27 protein-coding genes are annotated in these 24,656 nt (G+C 71.7%); 11 read left to right on the top strand and 16 right to left on the bottom strand.

Annotated features, from left to right (window positions below):
- Positions 1-783, top strand: a 783-nt coding sequence (serB, locus tag A6Q81_RS05360) for a phosphoserine phosphatase SerB (RefSeq protein WP_286689767.1), incomplete at its 5' end; no start/stop codon positions are given.
- A gap of 6 nt (positions 784-789) precedes the next feature.
- Here the strand turns inward: serB and A6Q81_RS05355 are convergent.
- On the bottom strand, positions 790-1,005 hold the full coding sequence (locus A6Q81_RS05355; RefSeq protein ID WP_067857604.1) for a dodecin: 216 nt from the start codon (positions 1,003-1,005) through the stop codon (positions 790-792).
- Positions 1,006-1,082: 77 nt separating this feature from the next.
- Between A6Q81_RS05355 and A6Q81_RS05350 the strand changes: the two genes are divergently transcribed.
- Both A6Q81_RS05350 and A6Q81_RS05345 read left to right on the top strand, forming a co-directional pair.
- Entirely contained in the window at positions 1,083-1,445 is a 363-nt protein-coding gene (locus A6Q81_RS05350) for a DUF3099 domain-containing protein (RefSeq protein ID WP_286689766.1), read from the top strand.
- Positions 1,429-1,632 (top strand): acetone carboxylase, encoded by a 204-nt coding sequence (locus tag A6Q81_RS05345; RefSeq protein WP_067857610.1) that lies wholly within the window; start codon positions 1,429-1,431, stop codon positions 1,630-1,632. The genes A6Q81_RS05350 and A6Q81_RS05345 overlap by 17 nt, the downstream gene beginning before the upstream one ends.
- 5 nt (positions 1,633-1,637) lie before the next feature.
- Here A6Q81_RS05345 and moaA read toward each other — a convergent pair whose 3' ends face one another.
- Complete coding sequence (gene moaA, locus A6Q81_RS05340; RefSeq protein WP_067857613.1) at positions 1,638-2,624, bottom strand: GTP 3',8-cyclase MoaA; 987 nt, start codon at positions 2,622-2,624, stop codon at positions 1,638-1,640.
- Between the two features lie 69 nt (positions 2,625-2,693).
- On the opposite strand from moaA, the gene A6Q81_RS05335 reads away from it, so the two are divergent.
- Positions 2,694-3,407 carry an SURF1 family protein gene (locus A6Q81_RS05335; protein ID WP_286689765.1) on the top strand — a complete coding sequence of 238 codons (714 nt, stop codon included), beginning with the start codon at positions 2,694-2,696 and terminating at the stop codon, positions 3,405-3,407.
- On the opposite strand, the gene A6Q81_RS05330 is transcribed toward A6Q81_RS05335, so the two are convergent.
- The 10 genes from A6Q81_RS05330 to A6Q81_RS05285 form a co-directional block, all read right to left on the bottom strand.
- Positions 3,391-4,605 carry a glycoside hydrolase family 16 protein gene (locus A6Q81_RS05330; protein WP_067857618.1) on the bottom strand — a complete coding sequence of 405 codons (1,215 nt, stop codon included), beginning with the start codon at positions 4,603-4,605 and terminating at the stop codon, positions 3,391-3,393. The two genes, A6Q81_RS05335 and A6Q81_RS05330, sit on opposite strands and share 17 nt — an antisense overlap.
- A 142-nt stretch (positions 4,606-4,747) precedes the next feature.
- On the bottom strand, positions 4,748-6,346 hold the full coding sequence (locus A6Q81_RS05325; protein ID WP_067857621.1) for an ABC-F family ATP-binding cassette domain-containing protein: 1,599 nt from the start codon (positions 6,344-6,346) through the stop codon (positions 4,748-4,750).
- Between the two features lie 227 nt (positions 6,347-6,573).
- A complete protein-coding gene (locus tag A6Q81_RS05320; RefSeq protein ID WP_470207145.1) occupies positions 6,574-6,933 on the bottom strand; it encodes a metal-sulfur cluster assembly factor in 360 nt (119 codons plus the stop codon).
- A gap of 20 nt (positions 6,934-6,953) precedes the next feature.
- Complete coding sequence (gene sufU, locus A6Q81_RS05315; RefSeq protein ID WP_067857627.1) at positions 6,954-7,415, bottom strand: Fe-S cluster assembly sulfur transfer protein SufU; 462 nt, start codon at positions 7,413-7,415, stop codon at positions 6,954-6,956.
- A 2-nt stretch (positions 7,416-7,417) separates the two neighbouring features.
- On the bottom strand, positions 7,418-8,656 hold the full coding sequence (locus A6Q81_RS05310; RefSeq protein ID WP_286689764.1) for a cysteine desulfurase: 1,239 nt from the start codon (positions 8,654-8,656) through the stop codon (positions 7,418-7,420).
- 1 nt (position 8,657) lies between these two features.
- A complete protein-coding gene (gene sufC, locus A6Q81_RS05305) occupies positions 8,658-9,416 on the bottom strand; it encodes a Fe-S cluster assembly ATPase SufC (protein ID WP_067857633.1) in 759 nt (252 codons plus the stop codon).
- A 5-nt stretch (positions 9,417-9,421) separates the two neighbouring features.
- Positions 9,422-9,754 (bottom strand): non-heme iron oxygenase ferredoxin subunit, encoded by a 333-nt coding sequence (locus A6Q81_RS05300; protein ID WP_253022086.1) that lies wholly within the window; start codon positions 9,752-9,754, stop codon positions 9,422-9,424.
- A 3-nt stretch (positions 9,755-9,757) separates the two neighbouring features.
- Positions 9,758-10,945 (bottom strand): Fe-S cluster assembly protein SufD, encoded by a 1,188-nt coding sequence (gene sufD / locus A6Q81_RS05295; RefSeq protein WP_286689763.1) that lies wholly within the window; start codon positions 10,943-10,945, stop codon positions 9,758-9,760.
- Positions 10,945-12,369, bottom strand: a complete 1,425-nt coding sequence (gene sufB, locus A6Q81_RS05290) for a Fe-S cluster assembly protein SufB (RefSeq protein ID WP_067857641.1) — start codon at positions 12,367-12,369, stop codon at positions 10,945-10,947. The genes sufD and sufB overlap by 1 nt, the downstream gene beginning before the upstream one ends.
- On the bottom strand, positions 12,366-13,067 hold the full coding sequence (locus tag A6Q81_RS05285) for a helix-turn-helix transcriptional regulator (RefSeq protein WP_067857643.1): 702 nt from the start codon (positions 13,065-13,067) through the stop codon (positions 12,366-12,368). Before A6Q81_RS05285 ends, sufB begins: the two co-directional genes overlap by 4 nt.
- Before the next feature lie 123 nt (positions 13,068-13,190).
- Between A6Q81_RS05285 and A6Q81_RS05280 the strand changes: the two genes are divergently transcribed.
- The gene (locus A6Q81_RS05280; RefSeq protein ID WP_067857646.1) at positions 13,191-14,279 is read left to right on the top strand and encodes a DNA polymerase domain-containing protein; all 1,089 of its coding nucleotides are present in this window, start codon (positions 13,191-13,193) and stop codon (positions 14,277-14,279) included.
- A 201-nt stretch (positions 14,280-14,480) separates the two neighbouring features.
- On the opposite strand, the gene A6Q81_RS05275 is transcribed toward A6Q81_RS05280, so the two are convergent.
- Complete coding sequence (locus A6Q81_RS05275; RefSeq protein ID WP_286689770.1) at positions 14,481-15,056, bottom strand: YdeI/OmpD-associated family protein; 576 nt, start codon at positions 15,054-15,056, stop codon at positions 14,481-14,483.
- Between the two features lie 105 nt (positions 15,057-15,161).
- Between A6Q81_RS05275 and A6Q81_RS05270 the strand changes: the two genes are divergently transcribed.
- Positions 15,162-15,953 carry a GTP pyrophosphokinase gene (locus tag A6Q81_RS05270; RefSeq protein ID WP_236749705.1) on the top strand — a complete coding sequence of 264 codons (792 nt, stop codon included), beginning with the start codon at positions 15,162-15,164 and terminating at the stop codon, positions 15,951-15,953.
- On the opposite strand, the gene A6Q81_RS05265 is transcribed toward A6Q81_RS05270, so the two are convergent.
- Positions 15,950-17,047 (bottom strand): ATP-dependent DNA ligase, encoded by a 1,098-nt coding sequence (locus A6Q81_RS05265; protein ID WP_286689762.1) that lies wholly within the window; start codon positions 17,045-17,047, stop codon positions 15,950-15,952. The genes A6Q81_RS05270 and A6Q81_RS05265 overlap by 4 nt on opposite strands.
- 58 nt (positions 17,048-17,105) lie before the next feature.
- On the opposite strand from A6Q81_RS05265, the gene A6Q81_RS05260 reads away from it, so the two are divergent.
- The 3 genes from A6Q81_RS05260 to A6Q81_RS05250 are packed head-to-tail and all read left to right on the top strand — an operon-like array spanning position 17,106 to position 19,713.
- Positions 17,106-18,050 carry an ABC transporter ATP-binding protein gene (locus tag A6Q81_RS05260; RefSeq protein ID WP_067857654.1) on the top strand — a complete coding sequence of 315 codons (945 nt, stop codon included), beginning with the start codon at positions 17,106-17,108 and terminating at the stop codon, positions 18,048-18,050.
- Complete coding sequence (locus tag A6Q81_RS05255) at positions 18,047-18,820, top strand: ABC transporter permease (RefSeq protein ID WP_286689761.1); 774 nt, start codon at positions 18,047-18,049, stop codon at positions 18,818-18,820. Before A6Q81_RS05260 ends, A6Q81_RS05255 begins: the two co-directional genes overlap by 4 nt.
- The gene (locus A6Q81_RS05250; protein WP_286689760.1) at positions 18,817-19,713 is read left to right on the top strand and encodes a COX15/CtaA family protein; all 897 of its coding nucleotides are present in this window, start codon (positions 18,817-18,819) and stop codon (positions 19,711-19,713) included. Before A6Q81_RS05255 ends, A6Q81_RS05250 begins: the two co-directional genes overlap by 4 nt.
- A gap of 66 nt (positions 19,714-19,779) precedes the next feature.
- On the opposite strand, the gene A6Q81_RS05245 is transcribed toward A6Q81_RS05250, so the two are convergent.
- Positions 19,780-20,160 carry a GNAT family N-acetyltransferase gene (locus A6Q81_RS05245; protein ID WP_286689769.1) on the bottom strand — a complete coding sequence of 127 codons (381 nt, stop codon included), beginning with the start codon at positions 20,158-20,160 and terminating at the stop codon, positions 19,780-19,782.
- Positions 20,161-20,219: 59 nt separating this feature from the next.
- On the bottom strand, positions 20,220-21,257 hold the full coding sequence (locus A6Q81_RS05240; RefSeq protein WP_417864619.1) for a heme o synthase: 1,038 nt from the start codon (positions 21,255-21,257) through the stop codon (positions 20,220-20,222).
- 47 nt (positions 21,258-21,304) lie between these two features.
- Here A6Q81_RS05240 and tkt point away from each other — a divergent pair, with 47 nt between their 5' ends.
- Positions 21,305-23,482, top strand: coding sequence for a transketolase (gene tkt / locus A6Q81_RS05235; protein WP_286689759.1), 2,178 nt, complete (start codon positions 21,305-21,307; stop codon positions 23,480-23,482).
- An 83-nt stretch (positions 23,483-23,565) separates the two neighbouring features.
- The gene (gene tal, locus A6Q81_RS05230) at positions 23,566-24,654 is read left to right on the top strand and encodes a transaldolase (protein ID WP_286689758.1); all 1,089 of its coding nucleotides are present in this window, start codon (positions 23,566-23,568) and stop codon (positions 24,652-24,654) included.
- Positions 24,655-24,656: the final 2 nt, after the last annotated feature.

Genomic DNA, 24,656 nt, shown 5'->3' with positions numbered 1-24,656 from the left:
CTGCAGGTCGAGCTCGCGGCGGCCGCCTTCGAGCACGGCGTCGACGTGGCCGTCGAGGAGCGCGGCATCCTGCGCCACGCCCAGCGGCTCGTCGTGATGGACGTCGACTCCACGCTCATCCAGGGCGAGGTCATCGAGATGCTCGCCGAGCACGCCGGCTGCGCCGACGAGGTCGCGGCGGTCACGGAGTCGGCGATGCGGGGCGAGATCGACTTCGAGGAGTCGCTGCGCCAGCGCGTGGCCCGGCTCGAGGGCGTGCCGGCGTCGGCGCTCGACGACGTCTACGCGGCCCTGGAGTACACGCCCGGCGCGCGCACGATGGTGCGCAGCCTCAAGCGGCTCGGCTACCGGTTCGCGCTCGTCAGCGGCGGCTTCACCCAGATCATCGAGCGCATCGCCGACGACCTGGGCATCGACTACTGGGCGGCGAACGAGCTGGAGGTCGTCGACGGCCGACTCACGGGCGGCGTCGTGGGTGCCGTGGTGGACCGGGCCGGCAAGGCGGAGGCGCTGCGCCGCTTCGCCGCCGAGGCGCGCATCGGGCTGAAGAACACGGTGGCGGTCGGCGACGGGGCCAACGACCTCGACATGCTGGCCGCGGCGGGGCTGGGCATCGCGTTCAACGCCAAGCCGATGGTCCGCGACCAGGCGCAGACGTCGGTCAACGTGCCGTACCTCGACTCGGTCATGTACCTGCTCGGCATCACGCGCGAGGAGGTCGAGGCCGCCGACGCGGCCGAGGAGGAGCCGACGGGCCCGGCGGCGTCGCAGCCGGGACCCTGACGGGGTCTACTCGTCGTCCTCCAGGCGGAAGCCGATCTTCATCGTCACCTGGTAGTGCGACACGTCGGTGTCGGTGATGGCGCCGCGGATGCCCTCGACCTCGAACCAGTCGAGGTGGCGCAGGGTCTGGCCGGCGCGCTGGATGCCGTTCTCGATGGCCTGGGTGACGCCCTCCGGGGAGGTGCCGACGATCTCGGTGACGCGGTAGGTGCGGTTGCTCATGACAGCATCATGCCGGTGTCCTCCTCCTCACGTCCCGGCGCCCGGCGGGTCCGCCTGACGCGACGTACGCTGGAGAGGTGAAGCACACACCGCCGAAGGGCTCGTCGACCGGCTCCGCTGGCAGCCGCGACGAGCAGGTCTACTCGATCACCTCGGCCAGCGAGGGGCACAGCGACGAGCTGGGGTCCCGCGAGCTCCGCTACGCCCTGAGCATGGGCGTGCGCACCCTCTGCTTCATCGGGGCCGTGATCGCCTGGAACCACGTCATGTGGCTCGCGATCGTGCTCCTGGTGGGCGCGGTCTTCCTGCCCTACACCTCGGTGATCCTGGCCAACGCCGGCGTCCGCACCAAGGGTGAGGGCACCGACATCATGAAGCCCGAGCCGTTCGGCCAGATCGGCGGCGGACCCGCGGAGGAGCGCCGTGCCGAGCGTGACTGACGAGCTGGTCTGCTCGGCCAAGGGGTGCACGGCAGCGGCCCTGCACCGGATCGAGTGGAACAACCCGAAGATCCACACGCCCGACCGCCGCAAGACGTGGCTGGCGTGCGAGGAGCACGAGCAGTCGTTGCGGCGCTTCCTCGACGCGCGCGGCTTCTACAAGGAGACGCTCCCGCTCGAGGGTTGAGGTCCTCAGCCGCCGATCGACGACATGGGTCGCGACGGCTGCAGGAACGTGGGGTCGTCGATGCCGTGGCCGGCCGCCTTGCCCCACATGGCCTCGACCCACCGGCGGGCCAGCTCGTCGTCGTCGGCTCCCCCGCGCAGCGCGGCCCGCAGGTCGGACTCCTCGCGGGCGAACAGGCACGTGCGCACCTGGCCGTCGGCGGTCAGGCGGACACGGTTGCAGTCGGCGCAGAACGGCCGCGTGACCGACCCGATGATGCCCACCGTGTGGGGGCCGCCGTCGACCTGGAACTTCTCGGCCGGGGCGCTCCCCCGCCCGTCCAGCGGCGTGAGGGTCACGTGCTCGGAGAGTCGCGCGAGGATCTCGTCGGCGGTGATCATGCGGCTGCGGTCCCAGCCGTGCTGCGCGTCGAGCGGCATCTGCTCGATGAAGCGCAGCTCGTAGCCGCGCTCCATGCACCAGCGCAGCAGCGCGGGCCCCTCGTCCTCGTTGAGGCCCCGCAGCAGCACCGCGTTGATCTTGACGGGGGTGAGCCCGGCCTCGGCGGCGGCCTCGAGCCCGGCGACGACGTCGTGGAAGCGGTCGCGCAGCGTGATCCGGTGGAACATCTCCGGGTCGGTGGTGTCGAGGCTGACGTTGACCCGGTCGAGGCCGGCGGCGGCCAGCGCGTGGGCCGTGCGGCTCAGCCCGAGGGCGTTCGTGGTGATGGCGGTGCGCGGCGACCCCGGCATCGCCTTGGTGGCCGCGACGATCGAGGCCAGTCCGCGACGCAGCAGCGGCTCGCCGCCGGTGAACCGCACGTCGACGACGCCGAGACGCGTGACGGCGACGTGGATCAGCCGGACGACCTCGTCGTCGGTGAGCACCTCGGCCGTGGGCATCCAGTCGAGCCCCTCGGCCGGCATGCAGTACTGGCAGCGCAGGTTGCAGCGGTCCGTCAACGAGACCCGCAGGTCGGTGGCCACACGTCCATGTCTGTCACCGAGCTGCATCCCCCCAGTCTAGGAGCGAGGACCCAACCTCGCCGGAGCCCGCTGGTGTCGGGCGGCTAGATTCGAGGCGTGCGGTTCCTGCTCAGCGCCCGGTGGATCGGGTTCTTCCTCGCCGTCGTGGCGCTCGCGGTCGTGTGCGTGCTCATGGGCGACTGGCAGTGGCACAAGCGCGAGGTCCGGCACGAGTCGAACGAGCGGGTCGAGCAGCACCTGGCCGCCGACCCCGTCCCCCTCGACCAGGTGGCACCGGTCGGCCTGAAGGTCACGAAGGACCTGGAGTGGACGCGGGTCGTCGCGCAGGGCCGCTACGACCCGACGTCGCAGGTGACGGTGAAGTTCAGCACCCGCGACGGGCGCCCCGGCGCCGAGGTGGTCACGCCGCTGCTCCTCGACGACGGCAGCGCCGTGCTGGTCGACCGCGGTTGGGTGCCGACGTCGAACACCGCGGCCGCCCCCAGCGACGTCCCCGCGCCACCGAGCGGGACCGTCACGGTACAGGGCTGGCTGCGGCCCGACAGCAACGCCGGTGCCGACGCGACGACGCCGGTGGACGGCCAGGTCCGCTCCGTCTCCAGCACCGGCGGGCTCGAGCTGGAGCCGAAGCCCGACCTCGGCGGCGGACCGCACTTCTTCTACGGGCTGCAGTGGTGGTTCTTCGCCGGGCTCGCGCTGGCCGGCTTCGTCTGGTTCGCGCGGATCGAGTGGCTGGAGCGACGTGCGGGCCACGGTGGCCCGCCGTCCACGCGCGACGGCGACCGCGAGGACGTCAGCGCCACACCCTGACGTAGTCGACGCTCATCGTCCTCGGCGTCGCCGTCGCCCCCTCGGGGACGCTGTTCTCCCCCGAGCCCAGCATCTGCGTGAGGTTGAGGTTGAACGGTCGGTCGAAGGGTTGCGGCGCCGTGAGCGGCTCCTCCGGGTCGATGCGGTGCTCCAGGCACGTGGTGCCGTCGATCGTCACGGTCAGCGTCGTCGGCGTCCACTCGAGCCCGTACGTGTGGAACCTGCTGGGCTCGTAGACCCGGCAGTCGTTGTTCGTGCGGGTCGACCACGGCGACGCGGACCCGTAGTGCAGTGCGGGGATCAGGCGGTCCGGGTACTGGGCGTAGTACTCGACCACGTCGATCTCGCCGGAGTACGGCCAGCCTCCGTAGTGGGTGGGCTCGTCGGGGACCAGCCAGAGCGCCGACTGGAAGCCCGGTCCGTCGACGGCGGGCATCGCGGCCCGGAACTCGAAGCGGCCGTACGTCTGGGAGAAGCGACCCAGCGAGCTGACCGAGCCGGAGGTCCACGGGGTCGTGACCGTGCGGTCGCCGGCCCGGCAGGTCACGTCCGACGCCTCGCGGCGCGTGGTGAGGCGCAGCGCCCCGTCTCGGACGGCGACGTTGTCGCCGTCGGGCAGGAAGCAGTCGCCGTAGCTGAAGCTGGAACCCTCGGTCGTGATCCGCTGCCACCTCGACGTGTCGAGGGTGGTGCCGTTGAACTCGTCGGCGAACGTGCACGTCCACGGCGTGCCGTCGGACTTGAGGCGCTGCGCACCGCACGACGGCGCACCCGTGCCCTCGCCGGACGACGCCGCGTCGGCCTGGGCCTGGGCGTCGGCCACCGCCCGCTCCCGCGCCAGCGCACGCGCCTGCGCGTCGGCCTCCTCGAGGGCGGCGGCACGGGCCTTCTCGTAGGCGTCCATGGTGGCGTCGTAGTACGCCTCCCACTGGGTCGCGGCGGTCGCGGTCCCGGTGCGGGTGGCCGTCGCGCTGGCGGTCGCCTCCCCGTATCCCACGTAGCCGTCGACGGTGGCCGACTCGGTGACGGTGGCCGACTCCGTCTGGGTCCACTCCGTCGAGTAGGTGATCGACGCTTGGTCGTCCTCCGCGTCGGCCGCGTCGGGTGCCGTGACGGCGAGCCCGACCACGACCAGGACCACCGCGGCGCAGGAGGCGCGTATCGGTCCGACGAGACGGTGGTGCCGACGGTTGGCCATGGCAGCTCCTCGACGCCCCGGCGTCAGGCTGCCCGCCCTGCACGGACTTCCCGGTGTCGGGACTCAGGTCCTGGTGGTCTGACGACCTTAGACCCGGACGGCGGGCTCTGTCACGCCCCCGACCTCGCACGGGGGCCGCGGGTCAGGCCAGGGAGACCAGCTCGGCGTAGCCGTCGTTCCACAGGTCCTCGTCGCCGTCGGGCAGGAGCAGCACGCGGTCGGGGTCGAGCGCGCGCACGGCGCCCTCGTCGTGGGACACGAGCACGATCGCGCCCTCGTACCGGCGGATCGCGTCGAGCACCTCCTCGCGCGAGGCAGGGTCGAGGTTGTTGGTCGGCTCGTCGAGCAGCAGCACGTTCGCGCTGGAGACGATGAGTCCCGCGAGCGCGAGGCGGGTCCGCTCTCCGCCGGAGAGCACCTTGGCCGGCTTCGCGGTGTCGTCGCCGGAGAACAGGAACGCGCCGAGGACGCTGCGCGCCTGGGTGTCGGTGAGCTCCGGCGCGGAGCGCTGCATGTTCTCGAGCACCGTGCGGTCCATGTCGAGCGTCTCGTGCTCCTGCGCGAAGTAGCCGATCTTGAGCCCGTGGCCCGGCTGGATCTCGCCGGTGTCGGACTGCAGGGTGCCGGCGAGCATCCGCAGCAGGGTCGTCTTGCCCGCGCCGTTGAGGCCGAGCACGACCACGCGGCTGCCCTTGTCGATCGCCAGGTCGACGCCGGCGAAGATCTCCAGCGCGCCGTAGGACTTGGAGAGCCCCTGGGCCATGAGCGGGGTCTTGCCGCACGGAGCCGGCTTCGGGAAGTCGATCTTGGCGACCTTGTCGGCCTGGCGGACGTCGTCGAGGCCGGACATCATCTGCTCGGCGCGGCGCAGCATCTGCTGCGCGGCGCTGGCCTTGCTGGCCTTCGCGCGCATCTTGTTGCCCTGGGCGACGAGCCGCTCGGCGGTCTTCGTCGTGATCTCGCGCTCGCGCTTGCGCCGCGCCTCGTCGGCCTCGCGCTGGCGCAGGTAGTGCTTCCAGCCGGTGTTGTAGATGTCGATCGTCGCGCGGTTGGCGTCGAGGTAGAAGACCTTGTTGACCGTCTCCTCGACCAGGTCGACGTCGTGGCTGATGATCACGAGACCACCGGAGAACGTCTTGAGGAAACCGCGAAGCCACGTGATCGAGTCGGCGTCGAGGTGGTTGGTCGGCTCGTCCAGCAGCATCGTGTCGGCGTCGCTGAACAGGATGCGGGCCAGCTCGATGCGGCGACGCTGACCACCGGAGAGCGTCTGCAGCTGCTGGTCGAGCACGCGGTCGGGCAGGCCGAGCGCGTTGGAGATGGTGGCGGCCTCCGCCTCGGCGGCGTACCCGCCGCCGGCCGAGAACACGTCCTGGGCGCGGCCGTAGGCCTTCATCGCCCGCTCGGCGACGTCGGGGTCGGCCGAGCCCATGTCGAGCTCGGCCTTGCGCATCGTCGCGAGGGCCTCGTCGAGGCCGCGGGCACCGAGGATGCGGTCGCGCGCCGTGATCGACAGGTCGCCGGACTTCGGGTCCTGAGGCAGGTAGCCGATCTTCCCGCTGAGCGTGATGCTGCCCTCGGCGGGCTGGCCGTCGCCGGACAGCATGCGCGTGAGGGTGGTCTTGCCGGCACCGTTGCGACCGACGAGGCCGATCTTGTCGCCCTTGTCGACGCGGAAGGAGACGTTCTGCATGAGGACGCGGGCGCCGAAGCGCAGCGTCACGTCGTTGACGGTGATCATGGGGAGCTTTCGTGGTCAGGGGGTGTGCGAGAACGCCGGACGTGGTCCGGTCGTCACTCCCGCTGGTAGTAGCTCACCGGAGCAGTCTACGGGCCCGAGCCCCGCTCCCCCGCATCGTGACCGCGAGACGTGGGTCATGCCGTGGACTTCGGGCCCTCGACCCTCCGACGCAGCCGACCCCGACCCCCGCGATGCGCGGGAGTCGGGGTCGGAGGTCGCGGCAGGTCTCAGCCGACGTTGAAGCCCAGCGCCCGCAGCATCTCGCGGCCGTCGTCGGTGATCTTGTCCGGACCCCACGGCGGCATCCAGACCCACTCGATGCGGAAGTCGTTGACGATGCCGTCGAGGGCGGCGCGGGTCTGGTCCTCGATGACGTCGGTCAGCGGGCAGGCCGCGGAGGTCAGCGTCATCGACAGGACAGTGTTGCTGTGGTCGTCGACGTCGACGCCGTACACGAGGCCGAGGTCGACGACGTTGATGCCGAGCTCGGGGTCGACGACGTCCTTCATCGCCTCCCAGACGTCCTCGTCCTTCGTCGCCGTCGACACGGCGGACTCCTGCGGGGCGTTCAGGTCGACCTCGGGCAGGTCGGAGTGGTCCGGGGTGCTCATGCGTCCTCCTGGGTGCTGAGAGCCTGGCTGGTGGCGTCCTTGAACGCCATCCACGAGAGCAGCGCGCACTTCACGCGCGCCGGGAACTGGGCGACACCGGCGAACGCGATGCCGTCCTCGAGGACGTCCTCGTCGGGCTCGACCTCGCCCTTGCCCTGCATGAGGGCCTGGAAGGCATCGAGCGTCGCGAAGGCGTCGTCGACGGGCTTGCCGACCACGAGGTCGTTCAGCACCGACGCCGACGCCTGGCTGATCGAGCAGCCGACCGCGTCGTAGGAGACGTCGGACACGGTGCCGGCGTCGAGGTGGACCCGCAGGGTCACCTCGTCGCCGCACGTCGGGTTGACGTGGTGCACCTCGGACTCGAACGGGTCGCGCAGGCCCGAGCCGTGCTTCTGCTTGTAGTGGTCGAGGATGATCTCCTGGTACAGCGCGTCCACCTGGGATGCGTCGGCCATGGTCACCGGCCTCCGAAGTACTGCTGGGTGTGCCGAACCGCGTCGACGAGCGCGTCGATCTCGGCCTCGGTCGTGTACAGGTAGAACGACGCGCGCGTGGTGGACTGCACCCCGAACCGCTGGTGGGCCGGCTTGGCGCAGTGATGTCCCGCGCGGACCGCCACGCCGCGGGAGTCGAGCAGCTGGGCGACGTCGTGCGGGTGCACGTCGTCGAGCGTGAAGCTGATCGCCCCTCCGCGCTGCACGGCCTCCTTCGGCCCGACGACCGTGAGCCCGTCGACCTCCTGGAGGCGCTCCAGCGCGTACGCGGTGATCGTCTGCTCGTGCGCGGCCACGTTCTCCATGCCGAGCGCCGTCAGGTAGTCGACCGCGGCGCCGAGCCCCACGGACTGCGCGATCGGCGGGGTGCCGGCCTCGAACCGGTGCGGCGGCGCGGCGAACGTCGACCGCTCCATCGTGACGGTCTCGATCATCTCGCCGCCACCCAGGAACGGGGGCAGCGACGCGAGCAGGTCGTAGCGGCCCCACAGCACGCCGATGCCCGTCGGGCCGACCATCTTGTGACCCGTGAAGGCGACGAAGTCGGCGCCGAGCGTGCTGACGTCGACCGGGATCTGCGGCACGGCCTGGGAGGCGTCGATGACGACCAGTGCGCCGACCTCGTGGGCCCGAGCGATGACCTTCTCGACGGGGTTGATCGTGCCGAGCATGTTCGAGACCCAGGTGAGCGAGACGACCTTCGTGCGCTCGGTGACCAGGGTGTCGAGGTCGTCGAGGTCGAGGCGTCCCTCGTCGGTGACCCCGAACCAGCGCAGCGTCGCGCCGGTGCGCTCCGTGAGCAGCTGCCACGGCACGATGTTGGAGTGGTGCTCCATCTCGGAGATGACGACCTCGTCGCCCTCCCCCACCGTGCCGGCGTCGCCGAGCACGCGGGCCACCAGGTTCAGCGCCTCGGACGCGTTCTTGGTGAACACGACCTCCTCACGTCGACCGGCGCCGATGAAGCCGGCCACCTTGGTGCGACCCAGCTCGAACGCCTCGCTGGCCTCGGCACCGAGCTGGTGCATCGCCCGCGCCACGTTCGCGTTGTGCTGCAGGTAGTGCTGCTCGATCGCCTCGACCACCTGGCGCGGCTTGTGGGACGTGTTGGCGCTGTCGAGGTACACCAGCGGGTGGTCGCCCGCCAGCGTGCGCTCGAGGATGGGGAAGTCCTTGCGGACCGCCTCGACGTCGTAGGTCATGTCAGACCGCAGCCTTCACGTACTTGTCGTAGCCCTCCGCCTCGAGCTGGTCGGCCAGCTCGCGACCGCCGGACTCGGCCAGCCTGCCCGCGACGAAGACGTGCACGAAGTCGGGCTTGATGTACTGCAGGATGCGCGTGTAGTGCGTGATCAGCAGGACGCCGCGGTCACCCTGGTCGGTGTAGCGGTTGACGCCCTCGGACACGACGCGCAGGGCGTCGATGTCGAGGCCGGAGTCGGTCTCGTCGAGCACGGCGAACTTGGGGTTCAGCAGCTCGAGCTGGGCGATCTCGTGACGCTTCTTCTCACCACCGGAGAAGCCCTCGTTGACGCTGCGCTGCGCGAACGTCGGGTCGAGGGTGACGCGCTCGAGGGCGGCGTTGACGTCCTTGACCCAGGTGCGCAGCTTGGGGGCCTCGCCGTCGATGGCGGTCTTGGCGGTGCGCAGGAAGTTCGCGACGGACACGCCGGGGACCTCGACGGGGTACTGCATCGCGAGGAACAGGCCCGCGCGGGCGCGCTCGTCGACGCTGAGCTCGAGGATGTTCTCGCCGTCCAGCAGGACCTCGCCGTCGGTGACGGTGTACTTGGGGTGGCCGGCGATCGAGTACGCGAGGGTCGACTTGCCCGAGCCGTTCGGGCCCATGATGGCGTGGACCTCGCCGCTGTTGACCGTGAGGTCGACGCCGCGCAGGATCTCCTTCGCGCCGTCCTCGGTGTTCACCGAGACGTGCAGGTTCTTGATCTCGAGGGTGCTCATGTGGTTCAGCTCCTGGTGGGGGCGGACACGTCGACCAGGACGCGTCCGTCGGTGATGGTCGTGGGGTAGGTGGGGACGGCCTCGGTGGCCGGCAGGTTGAGGGGCTTGCCGGTGCGGGCGTCGAAGCGCGACCCGTGCAGCCAGCACTCGATCTCGCAGCCCTCCACCTCCCCCTCCGACAGCGGGATCGCGGCGTGCGAGCACTCGTCGCGGATCGCGTAGACCGCGTCGCCCTCGCGTACCAGCGCGACGTCGACGCCGTCGACGGTGACCGCGGTCGCGGTCCCCTCGACGAGGACGTCGAGGGGTGCCGCGAACTGGGGTCCGGACTCGGGCATCGCTCAGCCGACCTTGCTCAGGTCGGCACCGGCCAGCTCGGACTCGATCGCCTCGACGAGCCGCGCCTGCAGCTCAGGCACGCCGATCCGACGGATGATGTCGTTGAAGAAGCCGTGCACGACGAGACGACGCGCCTCGGCCTCCTCGATGCCCCGGCTCTGCAGGTAGAACAGGTGGTTGTCGTCGAAGCGGCCGGTGGTGCTGGCGTGGCCGGCACCGGCGATGTCGCCGGTCTCGATCTCCAGGTTCGGCACCGAGTCGGCCTTCGCGCCGTCGGTGAGCACGAGGTTGTCGTTCTGCTCGAACGTCTCGATGCCCTCGGCGACCTTGCGGATCAGCACGTTGCCGACCCAGACGGTGTGCGCGTCCTGGCCCTGCAGCGCGCCCTTGTACTCGACGTTGCTCTTCGTGCGCGGTGCCGTGTGGTCGACGAACTGGCGGTGCTCGATGTGCTGGCCGGCGTCGGCGAAGTAGACGCCGAGCAGCTCGGCGCTGCCGCCCGGACCGGCGTAGTCGACGTTGACGTTCGTGCGGACGAGGTCGCCGCCGAGGCTGACCTCGAACGCGCGGACCGACGCGTCGCGACCGACACGCACGTTGTACTGGCCGGCGTGCACGGCGTCGTCGGCCCAGTCGTTGACCGTGACGAGGTCGAGCGAGGCGCCGTCGCCGACGACGACCTGGGTGAACGCGTCGTACGTCGCGCTGCCGGCGTGGTCGACGACCACGGTGGCCCTCGCGTGGGTGCCGACGCGGACCACGACGTGGCCCCAGACGGTCGAGTCGACGGAGTCACCCGTCAGCGTCAGCCGCACGGGCTCGCTGAGCTCGAGGTTGGCGGGCACGTCGAGCAGCACCGCTCCCCCGGCGTTGGCCACGGCGAGCGCGCCGAGCCGGTCGAAGGGGGCGTTGACGGCCAGGGCCTGCGCCTCGGCCGTGCTGACCTGCGTGAGCGTGACGCCCTCGGGCAGCTGCTGCTCCCACGTGAGGTGCGCGTCGGAGGGGGTGCCGTCGAGCAGGCCCCGCAGCCGCTTCAGCGGCGTGAAGCGCCAGATCTCCTCCAGGCCCGTGGGCACCGGGTGCGCCGCGACGTCGTAGGACGGCTCGGGGTGCAGGTGGGACTCGACGTGGTCGAGCTCCAGGGCCTGACCGATGTTCTCGACCGTGCGGTCGGTGTCGACGAGGGTCATCAGCCGACGGCTCCTTCCATCTGCAGCTCGATGAGGCGGTTCAGCTCGAGCGCGTACTCCATCGGGAGCTCGCGCGCGATGGGCTCGACGAACCCGCGGACGATCATCGCCATGGCCTCGTCCTCCTCCATGCCGCGCTGCATGAAGTAGAAGAGCTGGTCGTCGCTGACCTTCGAGACCGTGGCCTCGTGGCCGAGCGTCACGTCGTCCTCGCGGACGTCGACGTAGGGGTACGTGTCGGACCGGCTGACCTGGTCGACGAGCAGCGCGTCGCACTTGACCGTGCTGGCCGAGCCGTACGCGCCCTCCATGACCTGCAGCAGGCCACGGTAGGAGGTGCGACCGCCACCGCGGGCCACCGACTTGCTCAGGATCGAGCTCGACGTGTGGGGGGCGGCGTGCACCATCTTGGCGCCGGCGTCCTGGTGCTGGCCCTCGCCAGCGAAGGCGATCGACAGCGTCTCGCCGCGGGCGTGCTCGCCCATCAGGTAGACGGCCGGGTACTTCATGGTGACCTTCGAGCCGATGTTGCCGTCGACCCACTCCATGGTCGCGCCGGCCTCGCACGTCGCACGCTTGGTAACCAGGTTGTACACGTTGTTCGACCAGTTCTGGATCGTCGTGTACCGGACGCGGGCGTTCTTCTTGACGATGATCTCGACGACCGCGGAGTGCAGCGAGTCGCTGGAGTAGATCGGCGCCGTGCAGCCCTCGACGTAGTGGACGTAGGAGTCCTCGTCGGCGATGATCAGCGTCCGCTCGAACTGGCCCATGTTCTCGGTGTTGATGCGGAAGTAGGCCTGCAGCGGGATGTCGACGTGGACGCCCTTGGGCACGTAGATGAACGAGCCGCCGGACCACACCGCCGTGTTCAGCGCGGAGAACTTGTTGTCACCGACGGGGATGACGGTGCCGAAGTACTCCTCGAAGATCTCCGGGTGCTCCTTGAGCGCCGTGTCGGTGTCGAGGAAGAGGACGCCCTTCTCCTCGAGGTCCTCACGGATCGAGTGGTAGACGACCTCGGACTCGTACTGCGCGGCGACGCCGGCGACGAGACGCTGCTTCTCCGCCTCGGGGATGCCCAGACGGTCGTAGGTGTTCTTGATGTCCTCGGGCAGGTCCTCCCACGAGGCGGCCTGCTTCTCCGAGGAGCGCACGAAGTACTTGATGTTGTCGAAGTCGATGTCCTCGAGGCCGGCGCCCCACGTGGGCAGCGGCTTGCGGTCGAAGAGCCGCAGACCCTTCAGGCGCAGGTCGAGCATCCACTGCGGCTCGCTCTTCTTCGCGGAGATGTCGCGGACGATCTCCTCGTTGAGGCCGCGCTGGGCGTTGGCACCCGCGTCGTTCGCGTCGGACCAGCCGAACTCGTAGCGGCCGACGTCCTTGAGCCCGGGGTTGAGCTCTTCGATCGAGTTGGTCGTCATGACGACACCCTCTCTGTGGTGGGACCTGTGGCTTGGGTCGTGGGATGGGGCAGGTGGGTCGTGCACACGCCGTCGCCGTGGGCGATCGTCGCGAGGCGCTGGACGTGGGAGCCGAGCAGGTCGGCGAACATCGCCGTCTCGGCCTCGCACAGCTGGGGGAACTCGGCCGCGACGTGCGCGACCGGGCAGTGGTGCTGGCAGATCTGCGCACCGGCCGGCGTCGTGCCGGCCGAGGCCGCGAACCCGTCGGCGCTCAGCGCGTCGGCGAGCACCCGAGGACGCTCCTCGACGGGTGCGGCCTCCACGAGCGGGCGGTACTTCTCGGTGAGGGCGCGCAGGCGTCGGGCTGCGAACGCGGCGACCGCGTCGTCGCCCGCGGTCTCCGCGAGGAAGCGGAGGGCGTCGGCGGCGAGGTCGTCGTAGGAGTGCGCGAAGGTGTCGCGGCCGGCGTCGGTGATGACGAAGACCTTGGCGGGTCGGCCGCGACCGCGACGCGCCGTGGAGCGCGGCTGGCGCTGGGCGAGGACGCCGTCGGCCAGCAGCTGCTCGAGGTGACGTCGCACGGCGGCGGGCGTGAGGCCCAGCCGCTGGGCGAGGTCGGCTGCGGTCGACGGACCGTGCTCCAGGATCGACGTCGCCACGCGCTCGCGCGTGGGGGCGTCGTCGACGGTGGTCGACTCCATCTCCTCGGCGCGCATGTATTTCACAACACCAGTGTGCCGTTATTGATTCCGGTCGTTCAAAGAAGGCAACCCTCACCCACGCCGCCCCCTGCAGCCCACGGCCCGGCACCTCCGCCGCGTCGGGCCTAGGCTGCCGTCATGGCAGGCAAGACTGCGGCGGTCGTCGTCGACGCGGGCGGACGCGAGGTGAAGGTCTCCAGCGCCGACCGCGTGATCTACCCGGCGTCCGAGCACGGCCCGGAGGTCACGAAGCTCGAGGTGGTCGAGTACTACGTCGCGGTCGGCGACGGCATCGTCCGTGCCCTGCGCGACCGCCCCACCGCGCTCGAGCGGTGGCCGAAGGGCGTGCAGCCCGGCATGACGCTCACGGCCCGTGAGGCCACGCACGGGCGCGGCCCGCAGGGCGACGCGTTCTACCAGAAGCGGGTCATGCGCGGCATGCCCGACTGGGCGCGGTCGGTGCGGGTGCACTTCCCCACCGGACGCACCGCCGAGGAGCTCTGCCCCGACCACGTCGCCGTCGTGGCGTGGGCCGCGCAGATGGGCACCATCACCTTCCACCCCGGCCCGGCCCGGCGAGCGGACCTGGACCGGCCCGACGAGCTGCGGATCGACCTCGACCCGCACGGCGACACCGGGTTCGTCGACGCCGTCCGGGAGGCCGGCACCGTGAGGGAGCTGCTCGGCGACCTCGGCCTGCGCGGCCACGTGAAGACCAGCGGGAAGAACGGCGTGCACGTGTACGTCCGGGTCGAGCCGCGGTGGACCTTCACCGACGTCCGGCACGCCGCCATCGGTCTCGGCCGCGAGCTCGAGCGACGCAGCGACCGCGTGACCACGGCCTGGTGGAAGGAGGAGCGCGGCGACCGGATCTTCGTCGACGTCAACCAGAACGCCCGCGACCGCACCATCGCGTCGGCCTACAGCCTGCGCCCGAAGCAGGGCGCGCCCGCGTCGTTCCCCCTGCGGTGGGACGAGCTCGCCGACGTCGACGACCCGATGGCCTTCACGCTGCGCACGATCCCCGACCTCCTCGCGGAGCGCGGCGGCGACGCCTGGGCCGACATCGACGACGAGCCCCAGTCGCTCGAGCCGCTGCTCGACCTCTGGCGCGCCGACCTCGAGCGCGGCCTCGGCGACCTGCCGTACCCGCCGGAGTACCCGAAGATGCCGGGTGAGCCGAAGCGCGTGCAGCCCAGCAAGGACACACGCAACAAGCAGGGCTGAGGTCCGGGCGCGCTGGGACGGTGGACGATCCACCGCTCGACGCCGCCTCCCCGGCGCGGTGAGTTCTCCACCCTCTCGGCGCTGGGACGGTGGACGATCCACCGCCCGACACCGCCTCCCCCGGGCGGTGAGCTCTCCACCGTCTGGACGCTGAGAAGGTGGACGATCCACCGCCCGCGGGGGCGACCGTCCAGCGATGCGTCAGCGGTCGGGCCGCTCACCGGCGCGGCACTGGGCGAGCAGCTTCTCGATGCGGGACAGGCGGGTCGGCTCCCGCTTGGCCGCGGCCAGCTGGGTGAGCGCGAAGAGGCGGGCGCTCGGCGGGAGGGCGTCCCAGAACGCGCGGGCGGCGGGGTCGGCGTCGAGGCCGGCGCGCAGTGCGTCCGGCTCCTCGCCCTGCTCGGGTCCGACGAGGACGGTCCAGGAGCCGTCGGCCCGCGCGGCGTCGACCACGGCCTGGCCGGGCTGACGCATCCGCCCCTCCTCGACCAACCGGGCCACGCGGGCGCGGTTCGACGCCGCCCACGCGCTCCCCCGCCGGCGGGGCGACATCCAGATCGCGGCGCCCCGGCCGTCGGCCGCGCCACGGACCCGTCCGTCGATCCAGCCCCAGCAGAGGGCCTCGCAGACCGCGTTCTCGTACGACAGCGCATCGTCGCCCTCGGCGACGCGGGCCGACATCTCCAGCCACACGCCCCGTGCGTCGCCGTGGTGCCCCCGCAACCAGTCGTGCCACGCCGTCAGCGACCCGGGAGCCACCTGCTCCGCCTCGTCCATCACGCCCACGGGGCCACCGTAGGGCGCCGTACCGACACCGCGCCGGGACGAGACCGCCTCGCGCACGACCCGTCACGCGTCGACCGCCCGTCGTAGGCTGACCGCGTGGAGCTGACGAGCAAGGAGGCGCTGGGGCAGGGCGACGAGGTCCTGCACCTCGACGACCCCAAGGCGCTGCGACAGGACTTCACCCGCTTCATGCTCCGGCACCGGTTCGCGATGGAGGAGGTCGTCACCAAGCTGACGATCCTGCGCGACGAGTTCGCGCTCATGCACGACACGAACCCCATCGAGCACATCGCGTCGCGGCTCAAGTCGCCCGACAGCCTCGCGGAGAAGATGGGCCGCAAGGGCACGCTGCCCACCTTCGAGTCGATCCGCGAGACCATCACCGACATCGCCGGCGTGCGCGTCACGTGCAGCTTCGTCTCCGACGTCTACCGCGTGCACGAGCTGCTCACGTCGCAGGACGACCTGACCGTCCTCGACGTCCGCGACTACATCGCCTCGCCCAAGGCCAACGGCTACCGCAGCCTGCACCTGCTGCTCGAGGTGCCCGTGTACCTGTCGGACGGGCCGGTCCCGGTCACGGTCGAGGTGCAGCTGCGCACCATCGCCATGGACTTCTGGGCCAGCCTCGAGCACAAGATCCACTACAAGTACCGCGGTGCCGTCCCCGACGACCTCGCCGAGCGCCTCTGCGACGCCGCCGACTCCGCGCACGCCCTCGACGCCCGGATGGAGGCGCTGCACGACGAGGTGCGCCACCTCGGCGAGGACGGCGTCGAGACGCTGCCGACCGAGGTGCGCGACGACCTGATCGCGGGCGACGAGCTCCTGCCGTCCGAGGCGCTGCTGGAGCAGCTGAGACGGCTCGGCGACGGTCCGCGCCGCTAGGCGAGCACGTCGCCGAGGTCGTAGGACACGACCTCCTCGAGCTGGGCGTACGTGCACGACGTCGGCTCCCGGTCGGGGCGCCAGCGCTTGAACTGCGCGGTGTGGCGGAACCGGCCCTCCTCGCCGCGGCCCTCCATGTGCTCGTAGCCGACCTCGACCACGCGCTCCGGGCGCAGCGGCACGAACGAGAGGTCCTTCGTGCCGGTCCAGCGGCTCTGCCCGCCCGGCAGCCGGCCGTCCTCGTGCGCCTGCGTGGTCTGCCAGGCACCCCACGGGTGCTCCGACAGCTCCGCGCGCAGGGGCGCGAGCTCGGCCGCCAGCTCGGCCCGGCGCGTCGCGGTGAACGAGGCGCAGACGCCGACGTGCTGCAGGCGTCCGTCGTCGGTGTACAGCCCCAGCAGCATCGACCCGAGCAGCGGCTGCTCGGGCGTCGACGTCTTGTGCAGCCGGTACCCGGCCACCACGACGTCGGCCGTGCGCGCGTGCTTGACCTTGAGCATGGTGCGGCCGTTCGGGGTGTAGGGGGCGTCGAGCCGCTTCGCCACGACCCCGTCGAGACCCGCCCCCTCGAACTGCTCGAACCAGCGTCCGGCCTCGGCGCTGTCCCGCGTCGTGCGCGTGAGGTGGACCGGCGCCTCGACGTCCGCGAGGGCCGCCTCGAGCACGGCACGGCGCTCGTGCAGCGGCGCGTCCAGGTACGACGTGCCGTCGAGCGCCAGCAGGTCGAACACGACGAGGCTCGCGGGCGTCTCCTCCGCGAGCATGGCCACCCGCGACGCTGCCGGGTGGATGCGCTGCGACAGCGTGTCGAAGTCGAGCCGGTCGCCGACGGCCGTGACGATCTCGCCGTCCACGACGCAGCGCTGCGGCAGCTGGGCCAGCACCGCCGCGACGACGTCGGGGAAGTAGCGGGTCAGGGGCTTGGTGGACCGGCTCGCGATCTCCACCTCGTCGCCGTCGCGAAAGACGACGGCACGGAACCCGTCCCACTTCGGCTCGAACAGGTAGCCGCCGTCGACCGCGTCGGCGGCGGGCACCCCCTTGACCGACTTGGCGAGCATGGGCTGCAGCGGCGGCATGACGGGCAGGTCCATCGCACCAGGCTACGGTGCCCCGGACCACCCGCCGGGCGACGATCTCTAGACTGACGGGGTGAAGCACCCTCCCGTCGACGGCACCGTCGGCGCCGCCGTCGAGATCCACGACCTCGTCGTCCGCTACGGCGACGTCACCGCGGTCGACGGGCTCACGCTCACGGTCGGCACCGGCACGGTCACGTCGGTGCTCGGTCCCAACGGTGCCGGCAAGACCAGCACCGTCGAGACCTGCGAGGGCTTCCGACGCGCGACGTCGGGCTCGGTCCGCGTGCTCGGCCTCGACCCGGTGCGCGACGCGGCGGCGCTGCGACCCCGCGTGGGCGTGATGCTGCAGGCCGGTGGCGCGTGGTCTGGCGTGCGGGCGCACGAGATGCTGCGCCACGTGGCGTCGCTGCATGCCCACCCGCTCGACGTCGACGCCCTCGTCGAGCGTCTCGGGCTCGGGTCGTGCGGCCGCACCGCCTACCGTCGTCTCTCCGGCGGCCAGCAGCAGCGGCTCGGCCTGGCGATGGCCGTCGTCGGTCGCCCGGAGCTCGTCTTCCTCGACGAGCCGACCGCCGGGCTCGACCCGCAGGCACGGCGCGCCACGTGGGACCTGCTCGACGAGCTGCGCGCCAGCGGCGTCACGGTGGTCCTCACGACGCACTTCATGGACGAGGCCGAGACGCTCAGCGACGTCGTGCACATCGTCGACGCCGGGCGCGTCATCGCCAGCGGCTCCCCCGCCGACCTCGTGCGCTCCGGCGCGGAGAACACGGTCCGGTTCGCTGCCCGGCCCGGGCTCGACCTCGACGCGCTCATGACCGCGCTGCCCGCCGACACCAAGGTGCGGGAGACGGCCGCCGGGCAGTACGTCGTCGTCGGCACGGTCGACCCCGGCCTCCTCGCCACGCTGACCGCCTGGTTCGCCGGCCAGGGCGTGCTCGCGGAGTCGGTGCTCGTGGAGAAGCAGACGCTCGAGGACCGGTTCCTCGACCTCACCGGACGGGCCCTGCGATGAGCCTCGACCTCTCGCCGCGTCCTGGCGCGGCCCGCACCCCGGCCATGCTGGCCGCGCAGGCCCGCATGGAGCTGCGCCTGCTCGCCCGCAACGGCGAGCAGCTCCTCATCACGCTCGTCGTCCCCCTCCTGCTCCTCGTGGCCGGCACCCGCTCGGGCAAGGTCGTCGACCTCGGCGCCGGTCGTCCGATCGACATCGTCACGCCCGGCGTACTCGGACTGGCCGTGCTCTCCACGTCGTTCACGTCGCTGGCGATCGCCACCGGCTTCGAGCGTCGCTACGGGGTGCTCAAGCGGCTGGGCGCGTCGCCGCTGCCGCGCTGGGGCCTGCTCGTCGGCAAGGTCGCCGCGGTGGTCGTCGTCGAGGTCGTGCAGCTGGTGCTGCTCGCCTCGGTGGCGCTCGCGCTCGGCTGGTCGCCCGCCGGTGGCGTGGCGCCGTGGCTGTGGCTCGTGGTGCTCGCCGTGCTCGGCACCGCCGCGTTCGGCTCGCTCGGGCTGCTCATCGCGGGCACGCTGCGCGCGGAGGCCACGCTCGCCGTCGCGAACCTGGTGTACGTGCTCCTCCTGGTCGGCGGCGGACTCATCGTGCCGCTCTCGCGCTACCCCGACGGAGCGCAGGGACTGCTGCAGCTGCTGCCGTCCGGCGCGCTCGGCGAGGGCCTGCGCACGGCGTTCGACGCCGGCACCGTCGACCTGCTCCCCCTCGTGGTGCTCGCGGCCTGGGCGGCCGTCGGCACCGCCCTGACCGCAAGGACGTTCCGATGGGAATGACGCTCGGTCTCCGGACCCCCACCCGCGACGTCGTCGAGCGCTGGGCGTGGGCCAGCCTCGTCGCCAACACGGTCATCATCCTGACCGGCGGGCTGGTGCGCCTCACCGCCTCCGGGCTCGGGTGCCCCACCTGGCCGCGCTGCACCGACGAGTCGTTCGTGCCGCACCGCGCCCTGGGCCTGCACGGCCTGATCGAGTTCGGCAACCGGCTGCTCACCTACGTGCTCATCGCCATCGCGATCGGCACGGTCGTCGCGGTGTGGCGCTGGTCCGAGGGTCGCGGCCTGCGTCGGCTCGCGGTCGTGCTGGCCGTCGGCATCCCGTTCCAGGGCGTCATCGGCGGCATCACCGTCCTGACCGACCTCAACCCCTGGATCGTCGCGCTGCACCTCGTGCTGTCGCTCTTCCTGGTGGCGGGCTCCACCTGGCTGCTCCTGCGCGTGCGGGGCGACGTCGCCGACGACGTGCCGGTGCTCGCCCGCCGTCTCGTGCTGGCCACGTACGCGACGCTCTGGGTCGTCGTCTACCTGGGCACGGTCGTCACCGGGAGCGGGCCGCACGCCGGCGACGTGAACGCACCCCGCAACGGGCTCGACCCGCGTCTGTGGAGCCACGTGCACGCGTGGGGCGTCTACCTCCTCGTCGCCCTGACGATCGCGACCATCCTCGTGCTGCGTCGCAGCGGCACCAGCCCGCTCGCCGTCCGCGCGGCCACGCTGCTGCTCGTCGCCGAGCTGGCGCAGGGCGTCATCGGCTTCGTGCAGTACTTCACGGACCTGCCGATCGCGCTGGTCGCGGTGCACCTCGTCGGTGCCGCGGTGCTCGTGTCGGTCGGCACCCGGCTCGTGGTGCTCACCCGTACCCACGTGCGCGAGCCCCAGCTCCAGCACTGACCGTGACGATGTGGCCCCGATCCGGAACGTTCAGGGGCCACATCGTCACGGTCAGCGGGGTCACGGTCAGCGGGGGCGGGTCATGGTGAGGCAGCCCTCGGCGTCGGGCTCCGGACCGGTGAGGACGAAGCCGCAGCGCGTGTAGAAGCGCAGGCCCACGGCGTTGCCGGCCATCACGCGCAGGTGCAGCGGCGCCCCGGTAGCGGCGTGCCGAGCCACAGCCTCGACGAGGCGGTCCGCCACGCCGGTGCCCCGCGCGGCGCGCGCCACCCACATGCCGAGCAGCTCGTGGTCCCCGCTCACGCCCGCGGTACCGACGTCGGTCCCGTCGAGGCAGGCCACGTAGGTGGCGACCGCCTCGAGCCGCTCCCGCCAGCGCGGCTCGACGTCGAGGTCGTCGAGCCAGCGGTGCGCCGACGCGGCGAACGCGTCAGGGTCGCTGCGCAGCGCGGCGTGGCGGACGGCGCGGAACCGCCGCCAGTCGTCCGGGCCGAGCCGCTCGATGCTCAGCGCAGGAACGGGTCGACCGCCGCAGCGACGAACAGCAGCGCGAGGTAGGCGTTGGAGAAGTGGAAGAGCCGCATCGGCTTGATGACCGACAGCTCCTCGGTGTCCTTGGCGCGCGAGCGCAGGTCGTAGGCCTCGACGAGGAAGACGATGCCCAGCAGGATCGCGACACCCGTGTAGAACCAGCCCATGCCGGCGACCGGCCAGAGCGCGAGCGACGTGGCGACCATGACCCACGAGTAGACGACGATCTGGCGCGACACCGTGGCGGCGCTGGCCACCGACGGCAGCATCGGCACGCCGGCGGCCGAATAGTCGTCGCGGTAGCGCAGGCCGAGGGACCAGAAGTGCGGCGGGGTCCAGAAGAAGACGACGAGGAAGAGCACGACGGGCGGCCAGGCCAGCTCGTTCGTGACGGCGGTCCAGCCGATGAGCGCCGGGAAGCAGCCGGCCGCCCCGCCCCACACGATGTTCTGCGGCGTGCGGCGCTTCAGCAGCATCGTGTAGCCGACGACGTAGAAGACGTTGGCGGCGAGCGCGAGCCCGGCCGAGAGCCAGTTGACCAGCAGGCCGAGCCACAGGGTCGAGACGACGGCGAGAGCCAGGCCGAACCAGAGCGCACCCGCGGTGGAGACACCGTGGCGCGGCAGCGGTCGACGCGACGTGCGCCGCATCTTCTGGTCGATGTCGGCGTCGAACACGCAGTTGAGCGCGTTGGCGCTGCCCGCGGAGAGGGTTCCGCCGACCACGGTCGCGACGATCAGCCAGAACGACGGCACGTCGCGCGCGGCGAGGAACATGACCGGCACCGTGGTGAGGAGCAGCAGCTCGATGATGCGCGGCTTCATCAGCGCCACGTAGGCGTTGAGCACGTCGACCGGACCGCTGCGACGGACCTGGCTGGACGTCACCACGCGGGTGTCCGCGCCAGCGTCCTCCGCCGGGGTCGACGAGGGGTCGTTGCGGCTGCTCGACCGAAGTGCACTCACCTGGCAGAGTCTAGACGCTCGGCGATAGGGTCGAACCGAGGGCTCCACCACGTCCCTCCCCAGAATTTCCCCACGACCCAGGAGCGACCAGCACCGTGACCAGCACCTCTGCAACCCTGGACTGGACCGAGCTCGACGCCAAGGCGGTCGACACCGCGCGTCTGCTCGCTGCCGACGCCGTCGAGAAGGTCGGCAACGGCCACCCCGGCACCGCCATGAGCCTCGCGCCGGCGGCCTACCTGCTCTACCAGAAGCTCATGCGGCACGACCCGAACGACCCGTCGTGGATCGGTCGCGACCGCTTCGTCCTGTCGTGCGGCCACTCGAGCCTCACGCAGTACGTGCAGCTCTACCTCGCCGGCTACCCGATGACGCTCGAGGACCTCAAGAGCCTGCGCACGTGGGGCAGCCAGACGCCGGGCCACCCCGAGCACGGGCACACCCCCGGCGTCGAGGTCACCACCGGCCCGCTCGGCCAGGGCATCGCCAACGGCGTCGGCATGGCCATGGCCGCCCGCCGCGAGCGCGGCATCCTCGACCCCGAGACCGGCGCCGGCGAGAGCCCGTTCGACCACCACGTCTACGTCATCTGCTCCGACGGCGACGTGCAGGAGGGCGTGTCGGCCGAGGCGTCCTCGCTCGCCGGCCACCAGAAGCTCGGCAACCTGACGGTCCTGTACGACGACAACAAGATCTCGATCGAGGACAACACCGACGTCGCGTTCACCGAGGACGTCGCGGCCCGCTACGAGGCGTACGGCTGGCACGTGCAGACGGTCGACTGGACGCACGGCGGCGGCGAGTACCGCGAGGACGTCCCCGCGCTGTGGGACGCCTACCAGGCCGCCGAGCAGGTCACCGACAAGCCGAGCCTCATCGTGCTGCGCTCGATCATCGCCTGGCCCGCCCCGTCGGCGCAGAACACCGGCGCCTCGCACGGCTCGGCGCTGGGCGGCGACGAGATCGCGGCCACCAAGGAGCTCCTCGGCTTCGACCCCGAGCAGACGTTCGCGGTCGCCGACGAGGTCATCGCGCACACGCACGCGGCCCGCGAGCGTGGCGCCGAGGCGCACGCCGCCTGGCAGGAGACCTACGACGCCTGGCGGTCCGCCCAGCCCGAGCGCGCGGCCCTGCTCGACCGTCTCCAGGCGCACGAGCTGCCCGAGGGCTGGACCGACGCGCTGCCGACGTTCGAGGCCAGCGACAAGGGCGTCGCCACGCGCGCCGCCTCCGGCGACGTGCTCACCGCGCTTGCCCCCGTCCTGCCCGAGCTGTGGGGCGGCTCCGCCGACCTCGCCGGGTCGAACAACACGACCCCCAAGGGCGAGCCGTCGTTCATCCCGCCGGAGTGGTCGACCAAGAAGTTCCAGGGCGACTGGTACGGCCGCGTGCTGCACTTCGGCATCCGCGAGCACGCCATGGGCGCGATCCTCAACGGCATCGCGCTGCACGGCCCGACCCGGCCGTACGGCGGCACGTTCCTCGTGTTCAGCGACTACATGCGCCCCGCGGTGCGCCTCGCCGCGCTGCAGCAGCTGCCCGTCACCTACGTCTGGACCCACGACTCCATCGGCCTCGGCGAGGACGGCCCGACGCACCAGCCGATCGAGCACCTCGCGGCGCTGCGCGCCATTCCCGGCCTCGACGTCGTGCGGCCCGCCGACGCGAACGAGACGGTCGCCGCGTGGCAGACGCTGCTCGGCATCCACGACCGTCCGGTCGCGCTGGCCCTGAGCCGGCAGAACCTGCGCACCTACCCGCGCGGCGAGGTCGACGGCGAGACCTGGGGCGACGCCGCCGACACGGCCAAGGGCGCCTACGTGCTGCTCGAGGCCCGTCGCGACGGCCAGGTCGTCACCCCCGACGTCGTCCTGGTCGGCACCGGCAGCGAGGTCGAGATCGCGGTCCAGGCCCGTGAGGCGCTCGCCGCCGACGGCATCGCGGCCCGTGTCGTGTCGATGCCGTCGCGCGAGTGGTTCGAGCAGCAGGACAGCGGGTACCGCGACAGCGTGATCCCGCCGTCCGTCCGTGCCCGCGTCGTCGTCGAGGCCGGCGTGTCCTTCGGCTGGCGCGACGTGGTCGGCGACGCCGGCCAGGTCGTCGGGATCGAGCACTTCGGTGCCTCGGCCGACTTCCAGCGGCTCTACCAGGAGTTCGGCATCACGCCCGGCGCCGTCGCCGACGCCGCCCGCGCCTCGATCGACGCGGTCGGAGCCGCGGAGGCACCGTTCCACGCACGCCCGAGCGGTCCGGTCCTGCCCGACCAGCACTGAGCGCGCACAGCAACGGGGCCTGCGCCGCCGGCGCGGGTCCCACCCCGACCATCACGCCGCCGGACGGCGGCAGGAGGAGCACCATGAACGAGCGACTGCAGGCCCTGGCCGACGCCGGGGTCTCCATCTGGCTGGACGACCTGTCCCGCGAGCGCATCGAGTCCGGCAACCTCGCCGAGCTCGTCACCGAGGGCGGCGTCGTGGGCGTCACCACGAACCCGACGATCTTCGCCTCCGCGCTCTCCGACGGCGACCGCTACGCCGCCCAGGTGGCCGAGCTGAAGGCCGCCGGTGCCGACGTCGACGAGACGGTCTTCGCCCTCACGACCACCGACGTGCGCGAGGCGTGCGACGTGCTGCGACCCGTCCACGACCGCACCGACGGCGTCGACGGCCGCGTCTCGATCGAGGTCGACCCGGGCGCGGCCCGTGACACCGCCCGCACTACCACGATCGCGAAGCGGCTGTGGGAGACGGTCGACCGGCCGAACCTGCTCATCAAGATCCCCGCGACCGTCGAGGGCCTCCCGGCCATCGCCGACGCGATCGCCGAGGGCATCAGCGTCAACGTCACGCTGATCTTCTCCCTCGAGCGCTACCGCGCCGTCATGGACGCCTACGTCGAGGGTCTCGAGCGCGCCGCCGAGGCCGGTCGCGACCTCTCGGCCATCCACTCGGTGGCGTCGTTCTTCGTGAGCCGCGTCGACAGCGAGGTCGACGGCCGGCTCGAGGAGGGTGACCCCCTGCGCGGCAAGGCGGCCATCGCGAACGCGCGGCTCGCGTACGAGGCCTTCGAGGAGGTCTTCGGCTCCGAGCGCTTCGGCTCGCTGCGCGAGCGCGGCGCCCGCCCCCAGCGGCCGCTGTGGGCGTCCACCGGCGTGAAGGACCCTGCCTACCCCGACACGCTCTACGTGACCGAGCTCGTGGTCGCCGACACCGTCAACACGATGCCGGAGAAGACGCTGCAGGCCTTCGCCGACCACGGCGAGGTCGAGGGCGACCGGGTCACCGGCCGCTACGACGAGTCCCGCCAGGTCATCGCCGACCTCGAGGCGAAGGGCATCGGCTACGACGAGGTCGTGGCCAAGCTCGAGAAGGAGGGCCTCGAGAAGTTCGACGCCTCCTGGGCCGAGCTGCTCGACAGCGTCCGCTCCGAGCTCGAGAAGGCCTGAGC

The organism is Aeromicrobium sp. REDSEA-S38_B2 (assembly GCF_001628525.1).
GTDB lineage: Bacteria > Actinomycetota > Actinomycetes > Propionibacteriales > Nocardioidaceae > Aeromicrobium > Aeromicrobium erythreum.
The sequence above is the reverse complement of the archived record's forward strand: the minus strand, read 5'-3'. Positions and strand labels throughout refer to the sequence as shown.